We start from the raw sequence: 24,998 nt of genomic DNA, 5'->3' as shown, positions 1-24,998 counted from the left end.
TTAACTGTTATACTTTTAATAGCATAAAACAGTCACAGCACACACAACAATGAGTCAGATAGAAGAATTCAACGAATACCGTACGCGCATGAACGAGCGCATCATGTCTTACGATAACAAAGTAATCAAGCGGTTTTTTAACCTCGATACCAACACCTACATGGAGGGTGCTTTGGATGTGAAAACGAAAGAAATGCTTGGCTTGGTAGCCTCCATGGTGCTCCGTTGCGACGATTGCATTAAGTACCACCTGGGCAAGTGCTTTGAAGAAGGCGTTTCGGACGAGCAGGTTTTTGAGGTGTTCTCTATTGCCAATCTGGTGGGAGGATCCATCGTGATCCCGCACTTCCGCCGTGCAGTAGAGTACTGGGAGGAACTTAAAGCCCAGCAGAGCGCTTCTTAGACAGAGTATTTTCAAAGTTGAATTGTTCATTCTGCTGTCCTTTACTCAGAAGCGAGTTTTATGAAGTAGGCAGTTGAACAATTCAGCCATTTAATAATAAAAACATATGGCCGACGAATCATCTAACCTGGATCACAGATGGACCAACCTGAGGGCTTCTATGATGAAGACTTTCGGAAAAAAGCCTGACTTGAATGCCATCCTGTTTCTGATAGGTATACAGGAATTGGGAAAGGGCATTTCGGATTTTACAAAAGAGGAGAAGCAGGACCTGATGCACATCGCTACCTGCAAGGTATTCAGTCTGTCAGGTTTTTATGAACTGGAGCGGGTTGACGAAGAAGGTTGGCCCCACTACCGTTCTGTTAAGGCTATACCTTTCACCAATCTGAAAGATCAGGAGAGAATGCTGAAGTGGCACATCCTGGAGTACTTCGACAGAGCTGACGAAATATAATATCTCAAAATCTTAAATTTTACCTGTACAGGCAGCACGTTCCTCTTTCTAATCAAAGGGAACTTGCTGCCTCTGCATGGCCGTAAAACAGTAAGGATGAAAATTATCAGTTACAATGTGAATGGCATTCGTGCTGCCATTAACAAAGGATTTCAGGAGTGGGTAAAAGCTGCCAACCCGGATGTACTTTGCCTGCAGGAGATCAAAGCCTGCGAAGACAAGTTTGACCGTGCCATCTTTGAGGATATGGGCTACAACGTATACCTGCATCCTGCTGTTAAGAAGGGGTATAGCGGAGTGGCCATCCTCAGCAAAGACAAGCCCAGACATGTGGAGATCGGCTGCGGCATGGAATGCTATGACAACGAGGGACGTGTGATTCGTGCAGACTTCGACGATTATTCGGTGATGAGCGTATACATGCCTTCCGGATCCAGCGGCGACGAGCGGCAGGGTTTTAAGATGCAGTGGCTCGACGATTTTTATGGCTACATAGGCGACCTGAGGCAAACGCTGCCAGGCATGGTGATCAGTGGCGACTACAATATTTGCCACCAGGCCATTGACATTCACAACCCAAAATCCAACGCGAACAGCTCCGGCTTCTTGCCAGAAGAGCGCAACTGGATGACCAAGTTTATTGAGAGTGGCTTTGTAGACAGCTTCCGCCACTTTAATAAGGAGCCGCACAACTACAGTTGGTGGAGCTATAGGGCAGGGGCACGTGCCAAGAACCTGGGCTGGCGTATCGATTACAACATGGTGACGGGCAATTTACAGGATCGTATGCAGCGGGCAGCCATATTGCCAGAGGCCAAGCACTCCGATCACTGCCCGGTCTTATTGGATATTATATAGTAGCACGCCCTGTACGTATACTAAATCGACCGTGCAGACAGTTTTATAATAGAGGCTTTAGGAGATTCTCTTAAATTTCTATATTTTAACAACTTATACCTCCCAAGTTAATCATTAGCTGTAAGCATGAGTTAGTAACGATTAAATAACTAGGCAGATGAATCAGCACGATGCGATGGACAGGCTGTTATACCAGCTGCAGGCCTTTAAGAAAAAGTTCTACCTCAACCTGTTGTTGCGGGGGAGCATTTTCGCCATAGGCTTGCTGATGTCGATTTACATCGTCTACAGTTTGCTAGAGTATATCTTTTACTTCCCGGTGTTTGTACGGGCCTTTCTGCTGTTCTCGTTCGTAGGCCTTACGATTTATGCACTCGTTCGCTGGATCATCCTCCCAATCTCAGCGCTCACCAATCTTCGGAAGCTGCTCTCTGATGAACAGGCAGCCGCCAGGGTAGGGGACCATTATCCTGAAATAAAAGATAAACTACTGAATGCCATTCAGTTAAAAGACCTTGACAGGACAAATGAACTGATTGCCGCCAGTATAGCCCAGCGATCCTCCCAGCTTATTAATTATCCGTTCGAAGAGGCCGTTACCTACCGTGAGAACAAGCCGCTTCTCAAATACATTGCGCTGCCGGCGGTTATCATGCTGCTGATCGCTTTGCTATACCCTACTATATTTGTGCAGGGCACGGAGCGTATCATCAATTACAAGAAACACTATACTCCGTTGGCACCTTTTCGGTTTGTGGTAGAGAATGAGTCGCTGCAGACTTATAGAGGAGAGGACTTTGAGCTGCAAGTGCAGTTGGAAGGCAAGACGATACCTAACGAGGTATACATACACTACAACGGTAGACGCCAGCGACTCCAGAAGAGCGGCAATGGCTATACCTATACCTTTAAGCAGCTGCAACGTCCTGTGGAGTTTCAGTTGGAGGGCTCCGGCTTTATGTCTGATGATTATAACCTGAAGCTGCTCTCAAGACCAAATCTGAAGAACTTCCATATGGAAGTGGCATACCCTGCCTACCTGAAGCGAGAGCCTGATCTTATTCAGAATACGGGGAATGCCACTATACCTGCAGGTAGTACCATCACCTGGAACTTCGATGCAACCGAAACTGAACGTGTTGAAATCAATTTTGAAAACGCCTCTGAATCGCTTGTAGCCCAATTCAAAGAGAACTTATTCACAGCCAGCAAGCAGTTTACCGAAAGCCAAAACTATGGTGTAGACCTACGAAATGCACATAGCACCAACAAAGAAGAGATCAATTATCAGATCACAACTATACCTGACCGACACCCGCAGATCTCGCTAGAGCAGTACCACGACTCTGCCCTATATCGCTTTGTGGTATTGGCTGGCGAAATATCTGACGACTATGGTTTGACACGACTCGCACTGAACTACAAAGTGACCAACGACAAGAACCCGCAAGCCAAGTATAAGAGTGTTCCGATCGGCTTGAACCGGCAGCAGCTCAGCCAGACTTATTATCACCAGTGGAACACAGCCAGCTTGCAACTGAACCCTGGCGACAAGCTGGAGTACTTTGTGCAGGTATGGGACAATGATGGCTTGAATGGACCTAAGAGTGCCCGTACCCGCTCCTTTGAACTGCGTGTGCCAAGCCGCCGTGACCTGGAGCAGGAACTGAACAGCAATGCCCAGTCGGTGGAGAGCCAGCTGAGTAAATCGTTGGAAAGAAGTACCAAGCTGAAAGAAGAGTTGGCCCAGTCTGAGGAAAAAATGAAAACGAAGCGCGATCTGAATTGGCAGGACAAAAAGCAGCTGGAGGACCTGGCAGAGAAGCGCAAGCAGCTGGAGCAGGATATTTCTTCTATGAAAGAACTGTTTGATGAGCTCAACAAGAAACAGAACATGCTATCAGAGCAGGACAAGCAACTGGCCGAGAAAGCACAGGAACTGAAGAAGCTCATGGATAGCCTCCTGGACGAGGAAACCAAGAAGTTGTACGAAGAGCTCGAAAAACTGCTGCAGGAGCAAAATCCGAAAGACTCGGAGCTACAAAAGCTACTGAGTAAATTGGATAACCGTGAGCGCAACCTGGAGCGTGAGCTTGAAAGAGCCCTTGAGTTATTCAAGCAGCTTCAGTTTGAGCAAAAACTCGATAATATTACCAATAAGCTGGAGGAGATGGCCAAGGAACAGGAGGAATTGGCCGATAAAACAGCTCAAAAGCAGGAAGACAACAAGCAGCTACAACAGGAGCAGGAAAATATAAAGCAAGAATTTGAGCAGCTGAAGCAGGACATGAAGGACCTGAAAGAACTCAATGATAAGCTTCAGAATCCGAACCAAATGGACGAGCAGCAAATGCAGCAGGAACAGCAGCAAATAGAGCAGGACATGGAACAGGGGCAGCAGCAGCTTGAAAAGAACCAAAATAAGAAAGCCAGCGAGTCGCAGCAGAAGGCAGGGGAGAAGATGAAGCAGATGGCCCAGCAGATGGAGCAGATGCAGAGCAGCATGAGCATGGACGGCATGCAGCAGAACCTCGACAACCTCCGAGACATCCTGGAAAACCTGATCAAGCTGTCGTTTGACCAGGAAGGGCTGATGAAATCATTCCGTGGAGTTAACCAAAGCGATCCTCGTTTTATTTCCCTGTCACAGCAACAGCTATCACTCCGCGACAATGCCAAGGTAATTGAAGACAGCCTTTTTGCTCTTGCTAAGAAGGTTTTCCAACTCGAGTCATTTGTAACACGTGAGGTGGCCCAGATGAACCAGAGCATGGACAACAGCATGAAAGAGCTACGTGACCGTAACGTTGGCCGAGCCACCGCTCAGCAGCAGCTTGCCATGACGTCTATGAACAACCTGGCCTGATGCTCAACGATGCGCTGAAGCAAATGCAGCAAGCCATGCAGCAAATGCAGGGCAGCATGGCCTCAAAACAGAAAGGCAGTAAGCCCCAACCCGGCGATTTTGGCCAGATGCAGGATGCTTTGAACAAAAAAATCGAAGAATTAAAAAAAGGTGGCAAGTCAGGTAAGGCACTGTCTGAAGAATTAGCTAAATTAGCTGCGGAGCAAGAGGCTTTGCGTAACGCCCTCAAAGAAATGGAGAAACAGGGACAGAAACCTGGCGAAAAGGGCGGCAACGGTGAGTTGGGAAATATCAGCAAGATGATGGAACAAAGCGAGACTGATCTCGTTAATAAACGTTTGACTGAGCAGACCATCATGCGGCAGCGCGAAATTCTTACTCGTTTGCTGGAAGCAGAGAAGTCAATGAAGGAGCGGGAACTGGATAATAAACGCGAAGCCAAGAGCGCTCAGGATGTTGCCAGAAGAGTTCCTCCATCATTCGAAAAGTATTTAAGAACAAAAGAGAAACAAACGGAATTGCTTCAAACCGTATCACCGGCGCTTACACCCTACTACAAACAGAAGGTTAGCGAGTATTTCCAAAATATGAATAACTAATACGCACCTTATAGCATCACTAACAAGTAATATGAATCAGGTTAAAATTCAGATTCCTTCCTTAATCGAGAACATCCGAGTTATAGAAAGCTTCATAGACAATTCAAAGGAAGAATTCGAGTTTGAAGACGATGTGTATGGCAACATTATGGTAGCCGTTACAGAGTCTGTGAACAATGCCATCCGCCACGGCAATAAATTCGACAAGGAAAAATTAGTATACCTTACGCTCCAGGTAGAGAATAATCAGCTTCTTTTTGAAATTGAAGATGAAGGACCTGGTTTTGATTATGACACCCTGCCTGATCCTACCGCTCCTGAGAACCTGGAGAACCCTGGTGGTCGCGGTATCTTCCTGATGCGTAACCTATGTGACGAGGTAAACTTCCTGGACAACGGCAAAAAGGTGCAGCTAATATTTAACATCACACAATCACAGAATGGATCATCCAATTGAGTTCTTCAGCGAGGACATTGATTTCTCGCTGGAAAACCCAGAGCAGATCTCCGATTGGATTGCAGACATTATCGAGCAACATGAGCAAGAACTGGTAAGCCTTACCTACATATTCTGTTCTGACGATTACCTGCACCAGATCAATGTGGAGTATCTCGATCATGACACGCTCACAGACATCATCACCTTCGACAATGCCGACATAGAAGGCACTATCGAAGGTGATATTTTTATTAGCATTGATCGTGTGCGCGACAACGCCATGACGCACGGCACTTCTTTTAATGACGAACTTCACCGCGTCCTCATCCACGGCGTTCTTCACTTGCTTGGTTTCAAAGATAAAACCCCTGAGCAGGAAGCAGCTATGCGCAAACTCGAAGATTCTTCCTTATCTTTGCGGAAATTTTAATCGCAAATAAGGGAATTACCAACCTCCCTTTGATGTTTCACGTGAAACATCTCTAAATCCAGAATACATGTTTCCAGAATACGATATCATAGTTGTAGGTGCGGGCCATGCAGGCTGTGAAGCCGCTGCCGCAGCTGCCAAAATGGGCTCTAAAGTCCTTTTGGCGACCATGAATATGAATACCATTGCGCAGATGTCCTGCAACCCGGCTATGGGTGGCGTAGCAAAAGGACAGATTGTGCGTGAAGTTGATGCGCTGGGTGGTATGAGCGGTATCATTACCGACGAGACCATGATCCAGTTCCGCATGCTGAACAAATCAAAAGGACCTGCCATGTGGAGCCCTCGTGCACAGAGTGACCGCATGCGATTTGCCGAAGCCTGGCGACTGACACTGGAGCAAACTGAGAACGTTGACTTCTGGCAAGAGATGGTGACAGGTATAGAAGTAGAGGATGGCAGAGCCGTTGGTGTACGCACTAGCCTGGGGATAACTATACGTGGAAAGGCCGTAATTTTAACGAACGGCACATTTTTGAATGGCATTATCCACATCGGCGAAAAACAGATGGGTGGTGGTCGCTCAGCAGAAAAATCAGCAAAAGGCATAACAGAGCAACTCATTCAACTGGGCTTTGAGGCAGGCCGCATGAAGACCGGAACACCTCCGCGTGTTGATGGTCGCTCGCTCGACTACAGCCGTATGGAAGAACAATTCGGCGACGAGAATCCTTCAAAGTTCTCTTTTACTGAAACCACGCCGTTGGCTAAGCAACGTAGCTGCTATATCACTTATACAAATTCAGACGTACACGAAATCCTTAAAACTGGCTTCGAAAAGTCGCCTATGTTCCAGGGTCGTATCCAGGGATTGGGCCCGCGTTACTGCCCATCTATTGAAGACAAGATTAATCGCTTTGCCGATCGTGACCGTCACCAGATCTTTGTGGAACCGGAAGGCTGGAATACAGTAGAGGTATACGTGAACGGTTTCTCCAGCTCACTGCCGGAAGATGTGCAGCTGAAAGCACTGCGTAAGATCGTGGGATTTGAGAACGCCAAAATGTTCCGCCCTGGTTATGCAATAGAATACGACTTCTTCCCGCCAACGCAGCTGAGCCTAACGCTGGAAACAAAGCTGGTGCAGAACCTGTACTTTGCTGGCCAGATCAACGGAACAACGGGATACGAAGAAGCAGCTTGCCAAGGATTAATGGCAGGTATAAATGCGCATAACAAGATAAACGAAAAAGCGCCGTTTATTCTAAAGCGATCAGAAGCTTACATCGGCGTATTGATCGACGACCTGGTAAACAAGGGTACCGATGAGCCATACCGTATGTTTACTTCCAGAGCAGAGCACCGTATCCTGCTACGTCAGGACAATGCTGATATCCGCCTTACAAAGCTAGGCTACGAGCTTGGATTGGCTGACGAAAGCCGTTTGGCTGCTGTGGATAAGAAGATCAAAGAAACGGCTGAAATCATCGCTTACCTGAGTAACAAACCGATTGAGCCGGGTGATATCAACAGCATGCTGGAGCAAATGGGCTCAGCACCAATTGTAGAAAAGCAGCGTGCAGGTCAGTTAATCAAACGTCCAAACATCGAGATCAAGCATATCGCTGAGGCCGTGCCAGCCGTAGCAGAGTACCTGAGCAAGTTCAAAGCTGACAGTGTAGAGCAAGCTGAGATAGCCGTGAAGTACGAAAGCTACATTGAGAAGGAGCACACCATGGCTGCCAAAATGGGTGAACTCGAAAACTATAATATCAAAGAGAAAATAGACTACCGCAACATACCTGCCTTGTCAGCTGAGGCGCGTGAGAAATTGCTACGTATACAGCCTGAGACAATCGGCCAGGCATCACGTATCAGTGGAGTTTCACCTGCTGACATATCTGTACTAATGGTATACCTTGGAAAATAAATGAGCTACGAAAGACTGGAGCATTGCCCGATATGTGGCAAAGAAGATTTTAAAAACTTTCTGGTAGTAACAGACAACGCGGTCTCAAAAGAGAGCTTCGTAATTGTGGAATGTGAGAATTGCACATTCAAGTTTACGAACCCGCGACCTGATGCTGCCAGTATTGATAAATATTACGAATCTGAAGAATACATATCGCACAGCAACATCAAGACAGGCATTATCAACAGAGCCTATCATGTGGTGCGCTCCATTACGACGAAGCAAAAGGTAGAGCTTATCAACAGGCATACTCCAGCCAAAGGAGCTATACTGGATTATGGCTGCGGAACAGGCGTATTCCTGAATGCCTGTAAAAACGACGGTTGGGAAATAAGAGGAGTGGAGCCAAATACGCGTGCCCGTGAGGAAGCTTCAGGCCAGACAGGTGAAATAATAGCGAAAGAACTTAGTGAGATAGAAGGGGAGAAATTTGAAGTAATCACACTCTGGCATGTGTTGGAGCATATCCATACTTTGAATGAAACACTTTCGGAACTCATCAATCTGCTGCAGGAAGACGGCACCCTGATCATAGCTGTTCCCAATGCTGATTCACATGACGCACAGCAATACAAAGCAGATTGGGCGGCTTACGATGTGCCACGTCACCTGTATCACTTCACACAACCAACCATGAAGCGCTTACTCAAGAAACACAAAATGAAACTAGAGGAAGTGTTACCCATGAAGTTTGATGCCTATTACGTGAGCATGCTCAGCGAGAAACAGAAAGAAGGGAAGACAAAAGTAATCAGCAGTGTGGTCAATGGGTTTAAGTCTAACAGCTATGCAGAGAAAAACGGTAACGATTACTCGAGCCTGATCTTTGTAGCAAAGAGAAAATAAACACCACCAAATAGTGTTAATAAATAAGAACAAGGCAAGCGAAAGTTTGCCTGTTTTTCATTTAAATGAATATTAGATGAAAATTGTCAACAGCCTTTTACTTGCAGCTTCAGTAATTAGCATCTCTTCATGCGCTAGTATAAACAACCCGGAAGGAGGACCTAAAGACGAAGACGCACCGGAGCTTCTGAATAGCAATCCGAAGTCGCAGGAACTGAATGTAAGTACCCGTACTATCACGCTTGATTTTAATGAAGAGGTTCAGCAAAACAACCTGCAGAAAGAACTCCTAATCACACCGTTTACCGACAACAAATATCAGGTGCGATCGAGCCGAACCAGGATGGAGTTAGTATTTGAGCAACCCTTCGAGGAAAACACGACCTATACCTTAAACTTCAGAAAAGGCATACAGGATATCACGGAAAAAAACATTGCAGAAGGATTGGTATTAACGTTTAGCACAGGCAGTTTCATAGACTCGAGCAGAGTAAGCGGGCAAGTAGTAAGACTGCTTACACAGGAACCGGAGAACGAAGCCGTGGTGGCTTTATACCCTACAAGCGACACACTCAGCATCAGGAAAAGCAGACCATATTACCAGACGCAAACCAATGCTAATGGGGAGTTCACCTTCGAAAACATAAGGGATGGTGAGTACAGAATCTATGCGCTGACTGATAAAAACAATAACTCCCTTTATGACACGGAGGAAGAGCGAATCGCTTATAAAGCAGAGCCGATAAGCGTGACAAGCGAGGAACAGGAAGTAGTGCTGCAGACTGTTGGGATAGATACAAAACGCCCCATCCTGCAGCGTCGTGAAAGGTATACAGATCGCTTTGTGGCCAATTACAATGAAGGTATAGAAAGCTTTATAGCCAGACCGGCAGACTCACCAAAAGACACTCTGATTCATAAAGTATCAACAGATGGCAAGATAGTGGATCTATTTGGCGACAGCCGTTTCGCTGGTGGAAGAGCTATACTGACGGCCCTGGACTCAGCAGCTAACCGAACAGTAGATACAGTACAGATAGCGTTCGAAGGCAAAAGAGCGCAGCGGGTGCAGGGTGCACGTCTGAAAGAAAACGGCAATACAAGCAACGGGGCAATTAGTGAAGGACAGCGTGTCATAATTGAATTGGAAACACCGGTTAGAATTCAATCAAAAACTCCAATACGTCTTTTAGCTGACAGCATAGAGGTGGCCAGACTGACGTATCCGGAACAAGTGGCACTTGATCGCACGGCAACAGAGATAAGCTTTGTAATGCCTAAATGGACAAACAATAACCGACAGGCTTCCATCGTGCTGGATAGTGTAGGTATAGTGCCGGTACAGGGTGAACGTTTTACAATGCCAACCCTACAGGTAACGGTGGCGGAAGCAAGAGGAGCAGGAAGTCTAAGAGGGGCAGTGAAAACAGAGCAAAAGAGCTACATCATCCAATTAGTAGATAACCAATACAAGGTGAAGCACCAGGTGCGGAATACAAGGACCTACAATTTCCGAAGCATTGAACCGGGCACTTACTTTATACGCGTGATATTGGATGCCAACAACAATGGTAAATGGGATGGGGGAGACCCTGAACTGGTAAGAGAACCTGAGCAGGTATACCTTCACGACAAACCACTGGAGATAAGGGCCAACTGGGAGATGGAAGAAAATATAGAATTCTAGAGTAAAAAAGGGAGCTGATTTGGCTCCCTTTTTTTATATCTGATACATACAGTTCAACCGATAACACGTGGATAAGAAGCAACGAAAAAGGGATCAAATTACCTGCAGGGCCTAAATCAAAGCAATTGTCCACAGAAACCCATGCTAATAAAAAGAACACAAGAGAAACTGAGATCGAAAGACTGAGACGAAAATAAGAATAGGTCATAAAACCAGCTGATGATTTCAGATTTGTGCTCCTGAAGACAAATAAACAATTGCCAGCTATCACTCAGATATAGATAACAAACCGGATTCAACGAACTATCAAGCGATGATTATAACTTACCATCGCATTCATTTAGATACTCTTCAAGAGCTAAACAACTTCCCAAAGCCATGAGGAATAACCTAAAATTGGTGATACAATCTAACCAAAACTCATGCATTGGTATAACGGAACAGAGCAGTTAAATTCAAAATAAGATCTGCTTAACGGGTGCACAGGAGATACAAATACTACCAGTATACATCTAAATATGAATCTGTGATAGGTAGATTCGAGAGCAACACTAAAGACGAAAACCTATACCTGGTACTGATGTTCCCTATAACTCCTCTTGAATAAAAGGGGAAGCTGATCTTAAAGAAGGGGGCAAAATCATGTATGAGCGGAGTTAGCGGTGATAAGCAATACTCTTTGATTAATAGGGTGCCGATCTGAGACTCTACTTACCTGCTGTATTCCTTAGCAAATACATTACACCCAACATAATTGAAGAACATGCAGTAGCTCTTCTGAAGTTCGAATAGCACAAGCTGAAAATCTCCATTCCATTTCGAGCTGCTTGGCAATAATTAACCTACCCGCTACCGGATCTAATTCAAGGGATACATCATTCGGTAATTATTTCAGTTAGAAAAAGCCATACCAGAGACCTCTGAAACATAAACACTAGAGACCACATCAGAACTCGCAAAGAAACCTGCTCCTCTTCCGTAATAGGTAAAATCGATCACCGTCAGAGGCTATAAAAGCCTCCGAAATATAGAATCAAAAAAGATGTTTAGAAATCCACAAAAAGGGTGGGTATAAATGTGGACAAGTGTGGATCAAATCTGATAACTCAGAGTGGGCTTGTTCTACAGGTGGGGCCAGAGGGCTGTGGAACACACAAAAAGTGGAAAGGGGTTGACAAAGGTATATAGAAAAAAGGCTTTTCCACGGCAGGCAGGTATGTGAAAAAAGTAATGCACACAAAATGGCAAAAGTGGAAAAGGCAGTTAAGTAACTGAAAGATAAAAATTAACAGAAAAATAAAATGTGGGTAGCCAGGTGCAAAGCAAGGGTATATAAAATGAAAATGAGGACAATTCAGAATGTTCCACAGTTATTAACTTATGAACAGCCTTAATGATGAAAGAAGATTTATTTAAAAATTTATCTAATTAAAATTAATAAGGTCAGGTAAGATGTGGAAAGCTGGATAAGTCAGACCAAAAAGAGAAAAGAGAGGATCAAAAAAGGGAGGGAAAGGTAGGGCGCAAGAAAAGGCAAAAAAATAAAAGCGCTATATTTATCTGGAGAAAAAGTGAACGCTAACATAAAACTATGACATTACTTCTAAAGCTGGTTCCTCCGTTTGAGGATCCGGTGCTGATATTTACGATGGTGCTGCTCATCATATTGGTTGCTCCCATCATACTAAACAAATTGCGCATACCTGGTATAGTAGGTTTGATCCTGGCAGGTGTGATAGTAGGGCCAAACGGATTTAACCTACTTCTGCGCGACGCCAGTATTATACTGTTCGGAACAGTAGGCCTTTTATACATTATGTTCCTGGCAGGGCTGGAAATCGATATGATCGATTTTAAAAAGAACCGAAACAGAAGCTTAATCTTCGGAGCGCTTACATTTCTTATACCTATTACCACAGGAACACTGATCTTTTATTACTTGATGGATTATCAGTTGCTCTCAGCAATACTGCTCTCAAGTATGTTTTCGTCCCATACCCTGATCGCTTACCCCATAGCCAGTAGACTGGGTATAAGTAAAAACGAAGCAGTGACGGTGACGATAGGTGGTACTATCGTGACAGATACAGCAGTACTCCTTGTGCTCGCCGTAGTGGCTGGTAGTTCACAAGGAGATCTGGATGTATGGTATTGGGTGAAACTGGCAGGTTCCCTGGCCATCTTTGCCGGCATCGTCATGTTTGTGTTTCCGCGCATAGCAAGCTGGTTCTTTAAGCAAATTGAAAGTGAAAAAGGAGCCCAGTACATATTCGTATTGACGCTGGTGTTTGCGGCAGCCTTTCTGGCGGAGCTGGCAGGAGTAGAAGCCATTATCGGAGCATTCCTGGCAGGACTAGCACTTAACCCGCTTATACCGCATACCTCGGCTCTGATGAACAGAATAGAGTTTGTGGGCAATAATATCTTCATCCCTTTCTTCCTGATCAATGTTGGTATGATCGTGGATCTGAGCGTGCTGTTCAGGGGACCTGAGGCGTTGATCATCGCAGGCGTGATAGTGGTAGTGGCGCTGGTGACTAAATTCCTGGCAGCTGGATCACTCAAAAGATATTTGGGTACAGCGGTACGCAACGTAACCTGATCTTCGGACTTAGCAGTGCACACGCAGCGGCTACATTGGCTGTTATACTGGTAGGTTATAACATCGGCATCATCAATGAAGACGCCCTGAACGGTACCATCGTACTGATCCTCGTCACCTGTCTGGTAAGTTCTTTTGTGACAGAGAAAGTGGGTAAGCGACTCGCCATCATTGAGAGCAGACGTAAGCCGAACCTGAGTGAAAAGCCAGACCGTATCCTGGTACCAATCGCCAATCCGCAGAATATCGAGAACCTGATTGATCTTTCTGTGATGCTGCGGAATCCGGATTATCACGAACCGATCTACCCACTGGCAGTGGTGCTGGATAATGAGCATGCTGAAGAGGAGATTTTCAAAAAGAACAAAATGCTGCAGGAGGCGATAACACATGCCTCAGCCACTGACAACGACGTGCAATTGGTATCCAAGATCGACATCAACATTGCCAGCGGTATACTCAGGGCCATAAAAGAGCTGATGATTACAGAGGTGGTGCTCGGATGGAATGCCAAGATCACAACCCGTGATCGGATATTCGGTACCATCCTGGATAACTTGCTTGAGAATACAGAGCAGATGATTCTAGTATGCAAGATCATGCAGCCACTAAATACGACAAGCCGCCTGGTTGTGATCGTGCCGGCCAATGCGGAGTTGGAGAGAGGTTTCCTGCGCTGGATGCGTGCCGTTCGCCTGTTGTCAACGCAACTGGGAGCTAAGGTCGTTTTTATGGCCGGTAGAAGAACGAACAACCAAATAAAAAGTACTGTGAAGAGCAGCAAGCCTGCCATTGACGCTACTTACATGCCACGGCCAACGATGGCAGAGTTTGAAAACAACCAGACAGGTATAGGCAAGGATGACATGGTGGTGGTTATATCGGCACGCAGAGGCACGGTGTCGTATAATGGCATGCTCGATAATGTGCCGCGGGTGCTGTCGCGCAACTACAAAGACAACAGCTTCATTATCGTTTATCCGGAGCAGCACCCGAATGTATACCAGGATAACCAGTTCAAGACAACAGGCTATACCAATGAAACAAGCGAAAAAGAAAGCTTTTAACTATGAACTGGATTTCAAAAAAACTGATTTCAGAAAGAATCCGGAGCTGTACCGTATAGGAAAAGGAGAGCAGGGGGTGCTGCTGGTAGAACCGTATAAGTCGGAGATACTGCCGCATTGGCGATTTAAAACACCTGAGATCGCACAAGAGTCATCGGAGCATATCTACGGACTGTTTTTGGATTACCTTCGTCAGAACGACTTTGTGGGCGCCGATATGGCCCGCAAGTTTTTGCAGATGGGCTATACCCGCTCTAGGAGATACGCCAACCATCGGACTGGACAGAAATACAAAGGCCCTGTGCCGGATGATAAAAAAGGACAGAGCGGCGCCCATGGTCGAGATCAGCTGCCGTTAGATCCTGATCCGGTGAAAGCGGAGTCAGCACGCATTTTCAAAGAGAAATGGGATGAGGCAAAAGAAAATGAAACGTATAAGCAACTGATGGCCGAGTTCAGGTCGAAATACGAATCTTAAAAAAATGAATTGTTCATTGTATCAATTAACCTTTTAATTCCGAAATTAGTAAATCACATATCTTTGCATACAAGATAAAACGAGAGAGCAACATGGTTAACAAAGAAATCAGGTTAGGCAAAGGGCTTGGGAAGATCAAGTTTGGCCTTACAATGGAAGAAGTAGAGCAACTACTAGGCGAACCTGAAGAGATTGAAGAGTCTGATGAAGAAGATGAGTTTGAGCATCAGGCCTGGAACTACTGGGAGGAGGGCTATTCGCTATACTTCGACAAAGAAGATGATTATAAACTGAGCTGCATCGAAACAGCCAACCGCGACGTGAAGCTGTGGGAAGAGCGTATTTTCGAAATGAGCCAGGAGCAACTGAAACGGCTTTTCGCAGATCACGGCTATGAGGATATTGAAGAAGAAGAAATGGAGACGGGCGAGACCCGCATTTCTTACGAAAAGGAAATGATCGACCTGTACTTTGACGAAGACCAGCTGATCGCCGTGAACTTTGGCGTGTTCATCAACGACAACCTGGAAGTTGTTTGGCCAGAAAAATAAGAAAACAGTATTTCTACATAGATCCCGGTTTCTGCAAAGGAGCCGGGATTTTTTTTGCTTTTCTTGCAAGAGTAGCCAGCTATACCTCAATCATGGCAGTATCGATCCGGAGGGAAGCTTAAGACGCAACTATAACTGTTATGAGTTTAACTGAGTTTGCAATGCGGCTATGGAAAATGCAGCTGGAAAAGGCTGCTACAGGTATAGGAAAGCGGTTTCTGCTATTGTCTATTCACAATGCAGGTATGAAATAGAAAAGGCCCGACAAATGCCGGGCCTTTTCATTATCGAAACAGGTATAGCCTATTCGAAGAAGAAGTTAAAGATCTCCTGCTGGATAACCGGGTTGATGGCGATGGCCATGATAACCGAGATGATCAGACCAATGGTAACCGACAGGATGTCCTTGCCGATCAGGCTGAAGGTCTTGGCCAATTTAGCGCTGCCTTCCTGCGCTCTGATACGCATACCCAACTCACGGCCTGCCAGCAAACCGATGAATACCCAAGTTGTACTCATTGGCATGTTGTTGAGCTCCTTGAAGAAATAAAGGATAATGGCGTAGATCAAGTCGATGATGGTAGCACTGCGTACATCACGCACGTCTGATTTCTCGTTGATAATCTCCTGAATTTTCTCTCCTTTCTTAAAGAAAAGGAAACCCATACCCAGGAATATAAAACCAGCGAAAGCAACGAACTCCCAGATGTTGAGTGAGCGCGGCAGATATACGGCTACGTTCGCCAAGTCCTGCGCCAGCCAGGTATGCCACAGGAAACCAGAAACAACCCATTGGGCTACCGTCCAGAAGCTATGCGCCTCGCCTTTCACGAAACGCTTGATCACCTTAGAAAGCGCAAGGTATATAATCAGCGCTGTACCAAAAGCTGCCACATAACCCAGCAAACTTTTATTGATCATGCCTACGATGGCACCTGAACTTACCGTGAACACGCTCAGGAGCATGAAGGTAGTCGATACAGGTATACGGAAGCGTGTTAGAAGCAAGAGAATGATCGGAGCGGCCAGCTGCAGGAACACAAAGTTATCCGGTGTCTGGTCAAATCCCTTAGAAGAGAGTCGCTGGTAAGTAACGTCGCCGTCGAACATGTACCAGCTATAAAATACAGTGCCTAGGAAGATGATACCCATAAAGAGCCACTGCCAGTACCAGGCCCGCTTTTCATTGGAAACGATGAAAGTACCGATTGTCTGGATACTGTCGTTGGCGATAGCCGAGTAAGCGGCAAACAGGAAGCCTACCCACATCGCAATGGATGCATACGGATAAACAATACCGGCAACAATGAAGGAGAAGGCAATAAAATAGAGGAACTTCTTCTCTTTCTGGAAAAGCACGTCCAGCAAGCTAAAACGCTTTCTGAACTTGTAAGGCTGGGTGGGTACGACTGCTTTTTTACCCTTTTTAGTCTTAGCCATTTTAAAGAATTGGGTGAGTTTTTTAAAAAACGACGCAAGTTACCATAAAATAGGCGAGTAGTCTGGTTATCCAATGTTAAGAAATTATTAACAGATGCATCCTTATACCTATTTGGCAATGTAGATTTGTAAATGGCTAAGCATGAATGAGTACAGTGCCAAATCGTATAGATAAAAAACTATAAATCCCGTATGGCATAATCACACCTTAATCTTCTATCTTTGCAGCATGGCGACACAAGAGAAAACCCCTGTAGAAAACGCACAATTAAAAGATATCATCTCGCACGCAAAGGAGTATGGCTTCGTATTCCCGTCGAGCGAGATCTATGATGGTCTGCAAGCCGTGTACGATTACGGCCAGATGGGCGTAGAGCTGAAGAATAACCTTAAGAACCTGTGGTGGAAGTCCATGACGCAGTTGCACCAGAACGTGGTAGGTATAGACGCCGCCATTTTCATGCACCCGCATACCTGGAAGGCCTCCGGTCACGTGGATAGCTTCAACGACCCGATGATCGACAACAAGGACTCGAAGAAGCGCTACCGCGCCGACGTGCTGATAGAAGAGAAAGCCGCCCAGTACGAAGCCGACGGCCACTACGACAAAGCGAGCGAGCTGCTCGTGGAGATGGGTCGTTTGTTGGGTGCTGAAGAGCTCGACGCAGTACGTGAGCTGATCATCCGTGAAGACATTAAATGCCTATTTCCGGTACCACCAACTGGACCGAAGTGCGTCAGTTCAACCTGATGTTTTCGACGCAGGTAGGTTCTGTGGCCGAAGACTCAAGCACCATTTACCTGCGTCCGGAAACGGCACAGGGTATATTCGTGAACTTCCTGAATGTGCAGAAGACCGGCCGCATGAAAGTGCCGTTTGGTATCGCGCAGATCGGTAAGGCGTTCCGTAACGAGATCGTGGCGCGTCAGTTCATCTTCCGCATGCGCGAGTTTGAGCAGATGGAAATGCAGTTCTTCGTACGCCCCGGCACGGAAATGGAATGGTACAACCAGTGGAAGGAAGCCCGCAAGAAGTGGCACCAGGCCATCGGCATACCGGCCGAGAGCCTGCGCTACCACGACCACGAGAAGCTGGCCCACTACGCCAACGCCGCCGTGGACATCGAGTTCAAGTTCCCATTCGGTTTCAAAGAGGTGGAAGGTATACACTCCCGCACTGACTTTGACCTGACGCAGCACCAGGAGCTGAGCCGCAAGAAAATGCAGTACTTCGACAACGACCTGAATGAGGACGGCAAGCCGTATGGTAACTACATCCCGTACGTGGTGGAAACATCCGTAGGCGCTGACCGCCTGTTCCTGATGACGCTTTGCAGCGCCTATACCGAGGAAGAGATTACCGAAGGCGATGCCACCAAAAGCCGTACTTTCCTGAAGTTCCATCCAGCGCTGGCTCCGGTGAAAGCCGCCATCCTGCCGCTGACGAAGAAAGACGGACTGCCGGAGAAGGCGACTGAGATCTTCAACTCGCTGCGTTACGACTTCAACATGATTTATGAAGAGCGTGACTCCATCGGCAAGCGCTATACCCGTCAGGACCTGATCGGTACGCCGTTCTGTATTGCCGTGGACCACCAAACATTGGAGGATAACACTGTAACCGTACGTGACCGTGACTCCCGTGAGCAGGTGCGCATGCCAATCGGCGAGTTGCACAGCTACATCGACAAAGCCGTTAACTTCAAGAGCATATTTGAGAAGCTGGCCTAAGTTATATTAGGTATAGCTACAAAGAACAGCCTGCGACTTAAGTGTTGCAGGCTGTTTTATTTTGCAGGTATAGCTATCTGCTATTGATAAGCTATATCTAGCTATGGTCCATATTTGTCCTAAAATGCATGAAAGTGTTATTATTATGTTAAGTAACAATATGTTCCATGTGGAAAAATTGACATAAGAGGGGATTGATTTAGGGTTTAATTAATTAATAATCAGTGAGAAGTATTCTATTATATTGCAATTTATGCACATGGGCATAACTTAAAAGTTAATTGTAGTTAGCAAGAGTTATAAAGGTGTAGCTGAAGTGAAAATCTATACCTAATGAATGTGCAAAATACAGCGTGTATAAACCTTTAGGAGACTAAAGCTCAATACAAAACAAATGAGGCAAACCAGGAGTTATACACGTATGTACCATCAAACCAAAAGCTATGGCAAACACATCTAAATCGAAGAACAGCTCTGAAAAAGACCCATGTTGGAAGGGCTACGAGCAAGTGGGGATGAAAGAGAAGGATGGAAAGCAGGTACCGAACTGTGTGCCTGAGAACAAATCATCCAACTCAGCTTCTTCCTCCAGGAAAAAGAAATAATTCACCTTTAAATAGAGATTGAGAGCCTCTGCCCACACGGCAGGGGCTTTTTTATACCTGTACAGATCTATTCAAATCTAATAGTCAGGAGCTAGAACTGATGTGATAGATTCTGAAATATAGAATTCAGCTTCCTGTCATTCTACAGAGAATCTTGGTTGATGGGGATATTGGCCTCTGCTACGTGGGGGTAGGGGCTCCCTTTACCAAGATTCTATCAGGGTGACAAAAGAGAGTATGTCAATCGAACAGTATGAAACGTCTCAAGAGGTAGGGGCAATGCCGTCAATTTAATGATTATTGTGTCATTTCGACCATCGGGAGAAATCTGGAGTATAGTCACTGCCTCCAACAAATCCAGATCTCTCCATTCTGTCGAGATGACAGATATAGATTCACTTTACCTAAAGTTGACAGCATCAGGCGGTAGGAGGCCGCATATCCCGAATCGAAGTCCCCGGAAAAATTAAAATTCCTTACCTTTGCCGAATTATTGGGGACCATGTGGAATAAGATTGCCATTTTTATTATAAAAAAACAGGCTGAGGCTGCTCATCCTGCTTGCTTTGCTGACTGCGTTTATGGGCTACAAAGCCAAAGACGCAGAAATGTCGTACGATTTCGCCAATGTCGTGTCGCCGGATGACCCGGACATGATGTACTTCCAGCGTTTCAAGGAAACCTTTGGCGAAGATGGCAATATCTTCGTGGTGGGTATGCAGAGCCCCAAAGCCTACAAACTCGACAACTTCCGCGAACTCAAAAGCCTGTCGGACCAACTAAACACGGTGGATGGCGTGAAGGCCGTTATTTCGCTGCCCAACCTGGTACAGGTCGTGAAAGACACCGCCGACCGCAAATTCACCACAGCTCCCATCTTTAATCCCATGCCGCAGACGCAGGCGCAACTCGACAGCATGCTGCGGGTGGTGCGCAATCAGGTTTCTACGATGGGCAAATCATCAACCAGAAGACTGGAGCTACTTTACTGGCCGTTACTGTTGACCCTGCCTATCTGAACTCGGCCCGCCGCGTGCAGGTGATGGACGATGTGATGGAGCATACCGAGGCCTTTGCCAAGAAGACAGGTATAAAGCTGCATTATGCGGGTCTACCGTTTGTAAGGGCGGTCATGACAACCAAAGTGGCGGCTGAAATGAAGATGTTCCTGGTGCTGGCTTTGCTGGTGACAGGTATAACGCTCTTTATCTTCTTCCGTTCATTCTACGCCGTTATCTTCCCGCTCCTGATGATCAGCATGGTCGTGGTGTGGGTGCTCGGCACACTGGCCATACTCGACTACAAGATATCGCTCCTCACGGGGCTTATACCTGCCATCCTAGTGGTAATTGGTATACCGAACACTACTTATTTGCTCACGCGCTACCACTACGACTACCGCAAGCACGGCAACAAAATCATGGCGCTGGCGCGGGTCATCAGCAAGATTGGCGTGGTGAACCTGGTGACGAACACGACCACGGCGATTGGTTTTATCGTGTTCACCTTCACGCATGTGGCTATTTTGTACGAGTTCGGCGTTGTGGCGGGCATTAACATCTTCGTGACTTACATCATCAGCATCGTGCTGATACCCGTGGTGTTCTCGTACCTGCCGCCGCCTACGCCACGGCAGCTGCGCCACCTCGACGCAAAGCCGCTCAACAAGTTTCTGGAGTTCCTCGACCACCTGGTGCACCATAAGCGGCACCTGGTCTACTTCTTCACCATCGTGGCGTTACTGGCTTCGTTCTGGGGAATCTACAAAGTAAAGACGGTCTCGTACATGGTCGATGACTTGCCAGCCGAGAGTAGCGTCAATGCCGATTTGGCTTTTTTTGAGCACCACTTCAGCGGGGTCATGCCGCTCGAGATCATTGTGGACACAGGTATAAAGCAAGGCGTCATGCGGCTGCCGAACCTGAACAAACTCAACCAGCTCGAAGACTTCCTGCGCACCCAGCCCATCCTGTCCGCCCCGATTTCCATTGTGGGACTGGTGAAGACGGCCACGCAGGCCTTTTATGAAGGCGACCCAAACTCGTACCGCCTGCCTGACAACACGGAGCGCAACTTCGTGTTCAGCTATCTGGCCAAACAGGACAGCGGCGACAACCAGCGCCTGTTGCGCTCGTTTGTAGACAGCACAGGTCAGACCGCCCGAATCTCGCTCAAAGTAGCCGACGCAGGTTCAAGAGAGCTCGACACCTTAATCATCAGCAAAATAAAACCAGAGCTGCACGAGATTTACGGCGGCGAAGGCGTGAGTGTGACGGAAGAGGGCAACACCATGACCTTTACCCGCGACGAAACAGGCGCCGAGACCAAGGTCAGCCTGACGGGTACGACGCTCCTGTTCATCAAAGGAAACGAATACTTAATCAACAACCTGCGCTCGAGTCTGGTGCTGGCATTCGTGTTGGTAACTATTGTCATCGCTTTGTTGTTTAAGTCGGCGAGGGTAGTGATTATTTCGGTGATTCCCAACATGATACCGCTCCTGATTGCGGGCGGATTGATGGGAGTTTTCAACATACCGTTGAAGCCGAGCACGGCGCTGATTTTCAGCATTGCGCTGGGTATAGCCATTGACGACTCGATTCACTTTCTGGCCAAGTACCGCAGCGAATTGCTGAGCAACGGGTTCCACGTGAGTCGCGCCATCACGACCAGTTTGACAGAGGCGGGCACGAGTATGATTTACACGTCCATCATCCTGTTCTTCGGTTTTGTGATATTCGCCTTCTCTGAATTTGGCGGTACCAAGGCCCTTGGCGTGCTGATGTCGGTGAGTTTGTTGATTGCATTATTCACAAACCTGATTATATTGCCAACTTTGCTGATGAGCTTTGATAGCGGCAAGTACAAGCGCGACCCGTACGCCTGATAGAGCACTACGATGAGTTCTACCTGGAGCACGAGGACGAGGAGCTAGACCTGAACCAGCTGAAGTTGAAATTTGAAGAAGAATTACCTGAAGAAGTAAGTGCTTAACATGGCAAAGTATAACGAGTACAAAAACCTGAACTACGCCCAGGTAGGCGAAGACGTGCTGGCATTCTGGAAGGAGCACAACATCTTCCAGCGGTCGGTGACGACAAGAGAGGGGCACAAGCCTTTCGTGTTTTATGAAGGACCGCCGTCGGCGAACGGTACGCCGGGTATCCACCACGTGATGGCCCGCGCCGTGAAAGACATTTTCTGCCGCTACAAGACCCTGAAAGGATTCCAGGTGAACCGCAAAGGCGGCTGGGATACGCATGGTCTGCCCGTGGAGCTGCAGGTGGAGAAAGAGCTGGGTATCACGAAAGAGGATATCGGCAAGAAGATAACGGTAGAGGAGTACAACCAGCGCTGCCGCGAAACGGTGATGCGTTTCAAGAGCCAGTGGGACGACCTGACTGAGAAGATGGGTTACTGGGTGGACTTGGACAATCCGTACATCACATTTGAGAACGAATACATTGAGTCGGTATGGGCTCTGTTGAAGCGCCTATACGACAAAGGCTACTTGTACAAGGGCTATACCATCCAGCCTTACTCGCCGGGCGCAGGCACGGGTCTGAGTTCACATGAGCTTAACCAGCCGGGTTGCTACAAGATGGTGAAGGATACGACCATTGTGGCGCAGTTCGAGGTGAAGAAAATCACCCGCAACATGTTCCTGTTCGAGTACGAGGAGGAGAAAGTGTTCTTCCTGGCCTGGACGACCACGCCTTGGACGCTTCCTGCCAACACGGCGCTGGCGGTGGGCAAGGGTATCAAGTACGTGAAGGTGCGTACCTACAACCCCTATACCTACGAGCCGATCTCGGTTATCCTGGCGAAAGACTTGGTAAGCCGCTTCTTCAACCCGAAGGCAGCTGACCTGGCTTTGACCGATTACAGCTCGGGCGACAAGCTGATTCCTTACAAGATAGTAGAGGAGTTCGAGGGCCGCGATTTGGCAGGCGTGGAATATCACCAGCTGATGCCTTACGTGCAGCCAGAGAAGCCAGCCTTTAGAGTAGTGGTAGGCGACTTCGTAACGACAGAAGACGGTACCGGTATCGTGCATATCTCCCCAACCTTCGGTGCAGACGACTTTAGGGTAGCTGCTCAGAACGACATACCTGCATTGCTAGTAGAGGACGAGAACGGCAAACCGATGCCGCTCGTGGACAAGCAAGGCCGCTTCGTGAAAGAGGTGACTGACTTTGCCGGCATGTACGTGAAAAACTACACCGGCGAAGACGAGTCGGCGGCTGACTACAAGCCGACTGACATACTGATTGCCATCAAACTGAAAGAAGAGGGCAGAGCCTTTAAAGTAGAGAAATACGAGCACACTTACCCGCACTGCTGGCGTACGGACAAGCCCGTGCTTTACTATCCGCTGGACAGCTGGTTCATCAAGACTACGGCTGTAAAGGACCGCCTGATTGAACTGAACAAGACCATCAACTGGAAACCAGAGTCAACCGGTACAGGCCGTTTCGGTAACTGGCTTGAGAACCTGGTGGATTGGAACCTGTCGCGCTCGCGCTACTGGGGTACGCCGCTGCCTATCTGGAGAACCGAGGACGGCGAGGAGGAAATCTGCATTGGCTCTATCCAGCAACTGAGCGAGGAGATAGACCGTGCCGTGGACGCTGGCCTGATGGAGGCTTCGGTGGAGATCAATGACCTGCACCGTCCGTATGTGGACAACATCGTGCTGGTGAGCGACTCCGGAAAGCCAATGTACAGAGAGACAGACCTGATCGACGTTTGGTTTGATTCAGGCGCCATGCCTTATGCACAGTGGCACTACCCGCTCGAGAATGAAGATATCTTCCGTCAGAACTTCCCGGCTGACTACATCGCCGAGGGTGTTGACCAGACACGCGGTTGGTTCTTTACGCTGCACGCTTTGGCGGTAATGCTGGAGGATAGCGTGGCTTACAAGAACGTAATCGCCAACGGTCTGGTGCTCGACAAGAACGGCAACAAGATGAGCAAGCGCCTCGGCAATGCTATCGACCCGTTTGAGATGATCGGTAAGTACGGACCTGATGCCGTGCGCTGGTACATGATCGCCAATGCGCCACCTTGGGATAACCTGAAGTTCAACCCAGAGGGGGTGGTGGAGACACAGCGCCGTTTCTTCGGTACGTTGCAGAACACCTACTCTTTCTTCGCGCTATACGCTAACTTGGATAACTTCACCTTTGCCGAGGACGAAGTGCCGCTGGAGCGCAGAACCGAAAGCGACCGCTGGATTACCTCGAAGCTGAACACGCTGGTTGCCGACGTGGATTCCTATCTGGAAGACTACGACCCAACCCGTGCTGCCCGTGCGATACAGGATTTCGTTGTGGACGACCTGAGTAACTGGTACGTGCGCCTGAACCGCAAACGCTTCTGGAAAGGCGAGTACAACGAAGACAAGATGGCCGCTTACCAGACGCTCTATACCTGTCTGGAGACGATTGCCAAACTGGCGTCGCCTATCGCGCCGTTCTACGCCGAGCAACTCTACCGCGACCTGAACGGTGTGAGCGGCAAGCACAAAGAGGAATCGGTACACCTGGCTTACTACCCAGAGGTAGAACATTCGGCTATCGACAAGGATTTGGAAGAACGCATGGCGTTGGCCCAGACCATTTCATCGCTAGTGCACTCGCTGCGCAAGAAACACTTCATCAAAGTGCGCCAGCCGCTGCAGCGTATCCTTATACCTGTGCTCAATGACAAGACCCGTCAGCAAATTCAGGCCGTAGAAGACCTGATTATGAGTGAGGTGAACATCAAGCACGTGGAGTACATCGACGATACGTCGGGCATTCTGGTGAAGAAAATCAAGCCGAACTTCAAGAAGCTGGGTCAGGTATTCGGTCCGAAGATGAAACTCGTGGCCGCCGCTGTACAGCAAATGAACCAGGAGGACATCGCCCACCTGGAGCGTGAAGGAGGTATCGAACTGCAGATAAGCGACGAGGAAACTGC

At 47.5% G+C, this 24,998-nt stretch carries 19 protein-coding genes and 1 pseudogene; 19 read left to right on the top strand and 1 reads right to left on the bottom strand.

Annotated features, from left to right (window positions below; all coding sequences use genetic code 11):
- Positions 1–49 precede the first annotated feature (49 nt).
- The 14 genes from O71_RS11225 to O71_RS11165 all read left to right on the top strand — a co-directional run bounded on the left by O71_RS11225 (position 50) and on the right by O71_RS11165 (position 15,255).
- The gene (locus tag O71_RS11225; RefSeq protein WP_007656658.1) at positions 50–403 is read left to right on the top strand and encodes a carboxymuconolactone decarboxylase family protein; all 354 of its coding nucleotides are present in this window, start codon (positions 50–52) and stop codon (positions 401–403) included.
- 106 nt (positions 404–509) lie between these two features.
- Positions 510–860, top strand: coding sequence for a hypothetical protein (locus tag O71_RS11220; protein ID WP_007656657.1), 351 nt, complete (start codon positions 510–512; stop codon positions 858–860).
- Positions 861–956: 96 nt separating this feature from the next.
- The gene (locus tag O71_RS11215; RefSeq protein ID WP_007656656.1) at positions 957–1,718 is read left to right on the top strand and encodes an exodeoxyribonuclease III; all 762 of its coding nucleotides are present in this window, start codon (positions 957–959) and stop codon (positions 1,716–1,718) included.
- Positions 1,719–1,875: 157 nt separating this feature from the next.
- Positions 1,876–4,584 carry a DUF4175 family protein gene (locus O71_RS11210; protein ID WP_237717815.1) on the top strand — a complete coding sequence of 903 codons (2,709 nt, stop codon included), beginning with the start codon at positions 1,876–1,878 and terminating at the stop codon, positions 4,582–4,584.
- Positions 4,584–5,183 carry a hypothetical protein gene (locus tag O71_RS25630; RefSeq protein ID WP_237717814.1) on the top strand — a complete coding sequence of 200 codons (600 nt, stop codon included), beginning with the start codon at positions 4,584–4,586 and terminating at the stop codon, positions 5,181–5,183. Before O71_RS11210 ends, O71_RS25630 begins: the two co-directional genes overlap by 1 nt.
- Positions 5,184–5,214: 31 nt before the next feature.
- Positions 5,215–5,640 (top strand): ATP-binding protein, encoded by a 426-nt coding sequence (locus tag O71_RS11205; RefSeq protein WP_007656655.1) that lies wholly within the window; start codon positions 5,215–5,217, stop codon positions 5,638–5,640.
- Positions 5,624–6,052, top strand: a complete 429-nt coding sequence (gene ybeY / locus O71_RS11200; protein ID WP_007656654.1) for an rRNA maturation RNase YbeY — start codon at positions 5,624–5,626, stop codon at positions 6,050–6,052. The genes O71_RS11205 and ybeY overlap by 17 nt, the downstream gene beginning before the upstream one ends.
- Positions 6,053–6,119: 67 nt before the next feature.
- Entirely contained in the window at positions 6,120–7,982 is a 1,863-nt protein-coding gene (mnmG, locus tag O71_RS11195; protein WP_007656653.1) for a tRNA uridine-5-carboxymethylaminomethyl(34) synthesis enzyme MnmG, read from the top strand.
- Positions 7,983–8,870, top strand: a complete 888-nt coding sequence (locus O71_RS11190; protein WP_007656652.1) for a bifunctional 2-polyprenyl-6-hydroxyphenol methylase/3-demethylubiquinol 3-O-methyltransferase UbiG — start codon at positions 7,983–7,985, stop codon at positions 8,868–8,870.
- A gap of 76 nt (positions 8,871–8,946) precedes the next feature.
- On the top strand, positions 8,947–10,557 hold the full coding sequence (locus O71_RS11185) for an Ig-like domain-containing domain (RefSeq protein WP_007656651.1): 1,611 nt from the start codon (positions 8,947–8,949) through the stop codon (positions 10,555–10,557).
- Between the two features lie 1,591 nt (positions 10,558–12,148).
- Entirely contained in the window at positions 12,149–13,159 is a 1,011-nt protein-coding gene (locus O71_RS23260) for a cation:proton antiporter (protein WP_007656650.1), read from the top strand.
- A gap of 35 nt (positions 13,160–13,194) precedes the next feature.
- Positions 13,195–14,226: a hypothetical protein gene (locus tag O71_RS23255; protein WP_007656649.1), complete on the top strand. Its 1,032-nt coding sequence runs from the start codon at positions 13,195–13,197 to the stop codon at positions 14,224–14,226.
- Positions 14,198–14,704: a DUF4385 domain-containing protein gene (locus O71_RS11170; protein WP_007656647.1), complete on the top strand. Its 507-nt coding sequence runs from the start codon at positions 14,198–14,200 to the stop codon at positions 14,702–14,704. The genes O71_RS23255 and O71_RS11170 overlap by 29 nt, the downstream gene beginning before the upstream one ends.
- 92 nt (positions 14,705–14,796) lie before the next feature.
- Positions 14,797–15,255, top strand: coding sequence for a hypothetical protein (locus tag O71_RS11165; protein WP_007656645.1), 459 nt, complete (start codon positions 14,797–14,799; stop codon positions 15,253–15,255).
- 303 nt (positions 15,256–15,558) lie between these two features.
- On the opposite strand, the gene O71_RS11160 is transcribed toward O71_RS11165, so the two are convergent.
- Positions 15,559–16,695 (bottom strand): hypothetical protein, encoded by a 1,137-nt coding sequence (locus O71_RS11160; RefSeq protein WP_007656644.1) that lies wholly within the window; start codon positions 16,693–16,695, stop codon positions 15,559–15,561.
- A 229-nt stretch (positions 16,696–16,924) separates the two neighbouring features.
- On the opposite strand from O71_RS11160, the pseudogene O71_RS11155 reads away from it, so the two are divergent.
- From O71_RS11155 to ileS, 5 genes and pseudogenes are all read left to right on the top strand, one after another.
- Positions 16,925–18,426, top strand: a pseudogene (locus O71_RS11155) (glycine--tRNA ligase).
- 443 nt (positions 18,427–18,869) lie between these two features.
- A complete protein-coding gene (locus O71_RS23890; RefSeq protein WP_155800829.1) occupies positions 18,870–19,031 on the top strand; it encodes a hypothetical protein in 162 nt (53 codons plus the stop codon).
- A 566-nt stretch (positions 19,032–19,597) separates the two neighbouring features.
- Positions 19,598–20,050 (top strand): hypothetical protein, encoded by a 453-nt coding sequence (locus O71_RS25625; protein ID WP_237717813.1) that lies wholly within the window; start codon positions 19,598–19,600, stop codon positions 20,048–20,050.
- Between the two features lie 23 nt (positions 20,051–20,073).
- Positions 20,074–21,918 (top strand): RND family transporter, encoded by a 1,845-nt coding sequence (locus tag O71_RS11150; protein WP_237717816.1) that lies wholly within the window; start codon positions 20,074–20,076, stop codon positions 21,916–21,918.
- 108 nt (positions 21,919–22,026) lie between these two features.
- The coding region (gene ileS, locus O71_RS11145) for an isoleucine--tRNA ligase (RefSeq protein ID WP_007656642.1) at positions 22,027–24,998 on the top strand (2,972 nt) is incomplete at its 3' end.

Source organism: Pontibacter sp. BAB1700 (assembly GCF_000277005.1).
Classification (GTDB): domain Bacteria; phylum Bacteroidota; class Bacteroidia; order Cytophagales; family Hymenobacteraceae; genus Pontibacter; species Pontibacter lucknowensis.
This window is presented reverse-complemented; position numbering and strand designations above follow the sequence as displayed.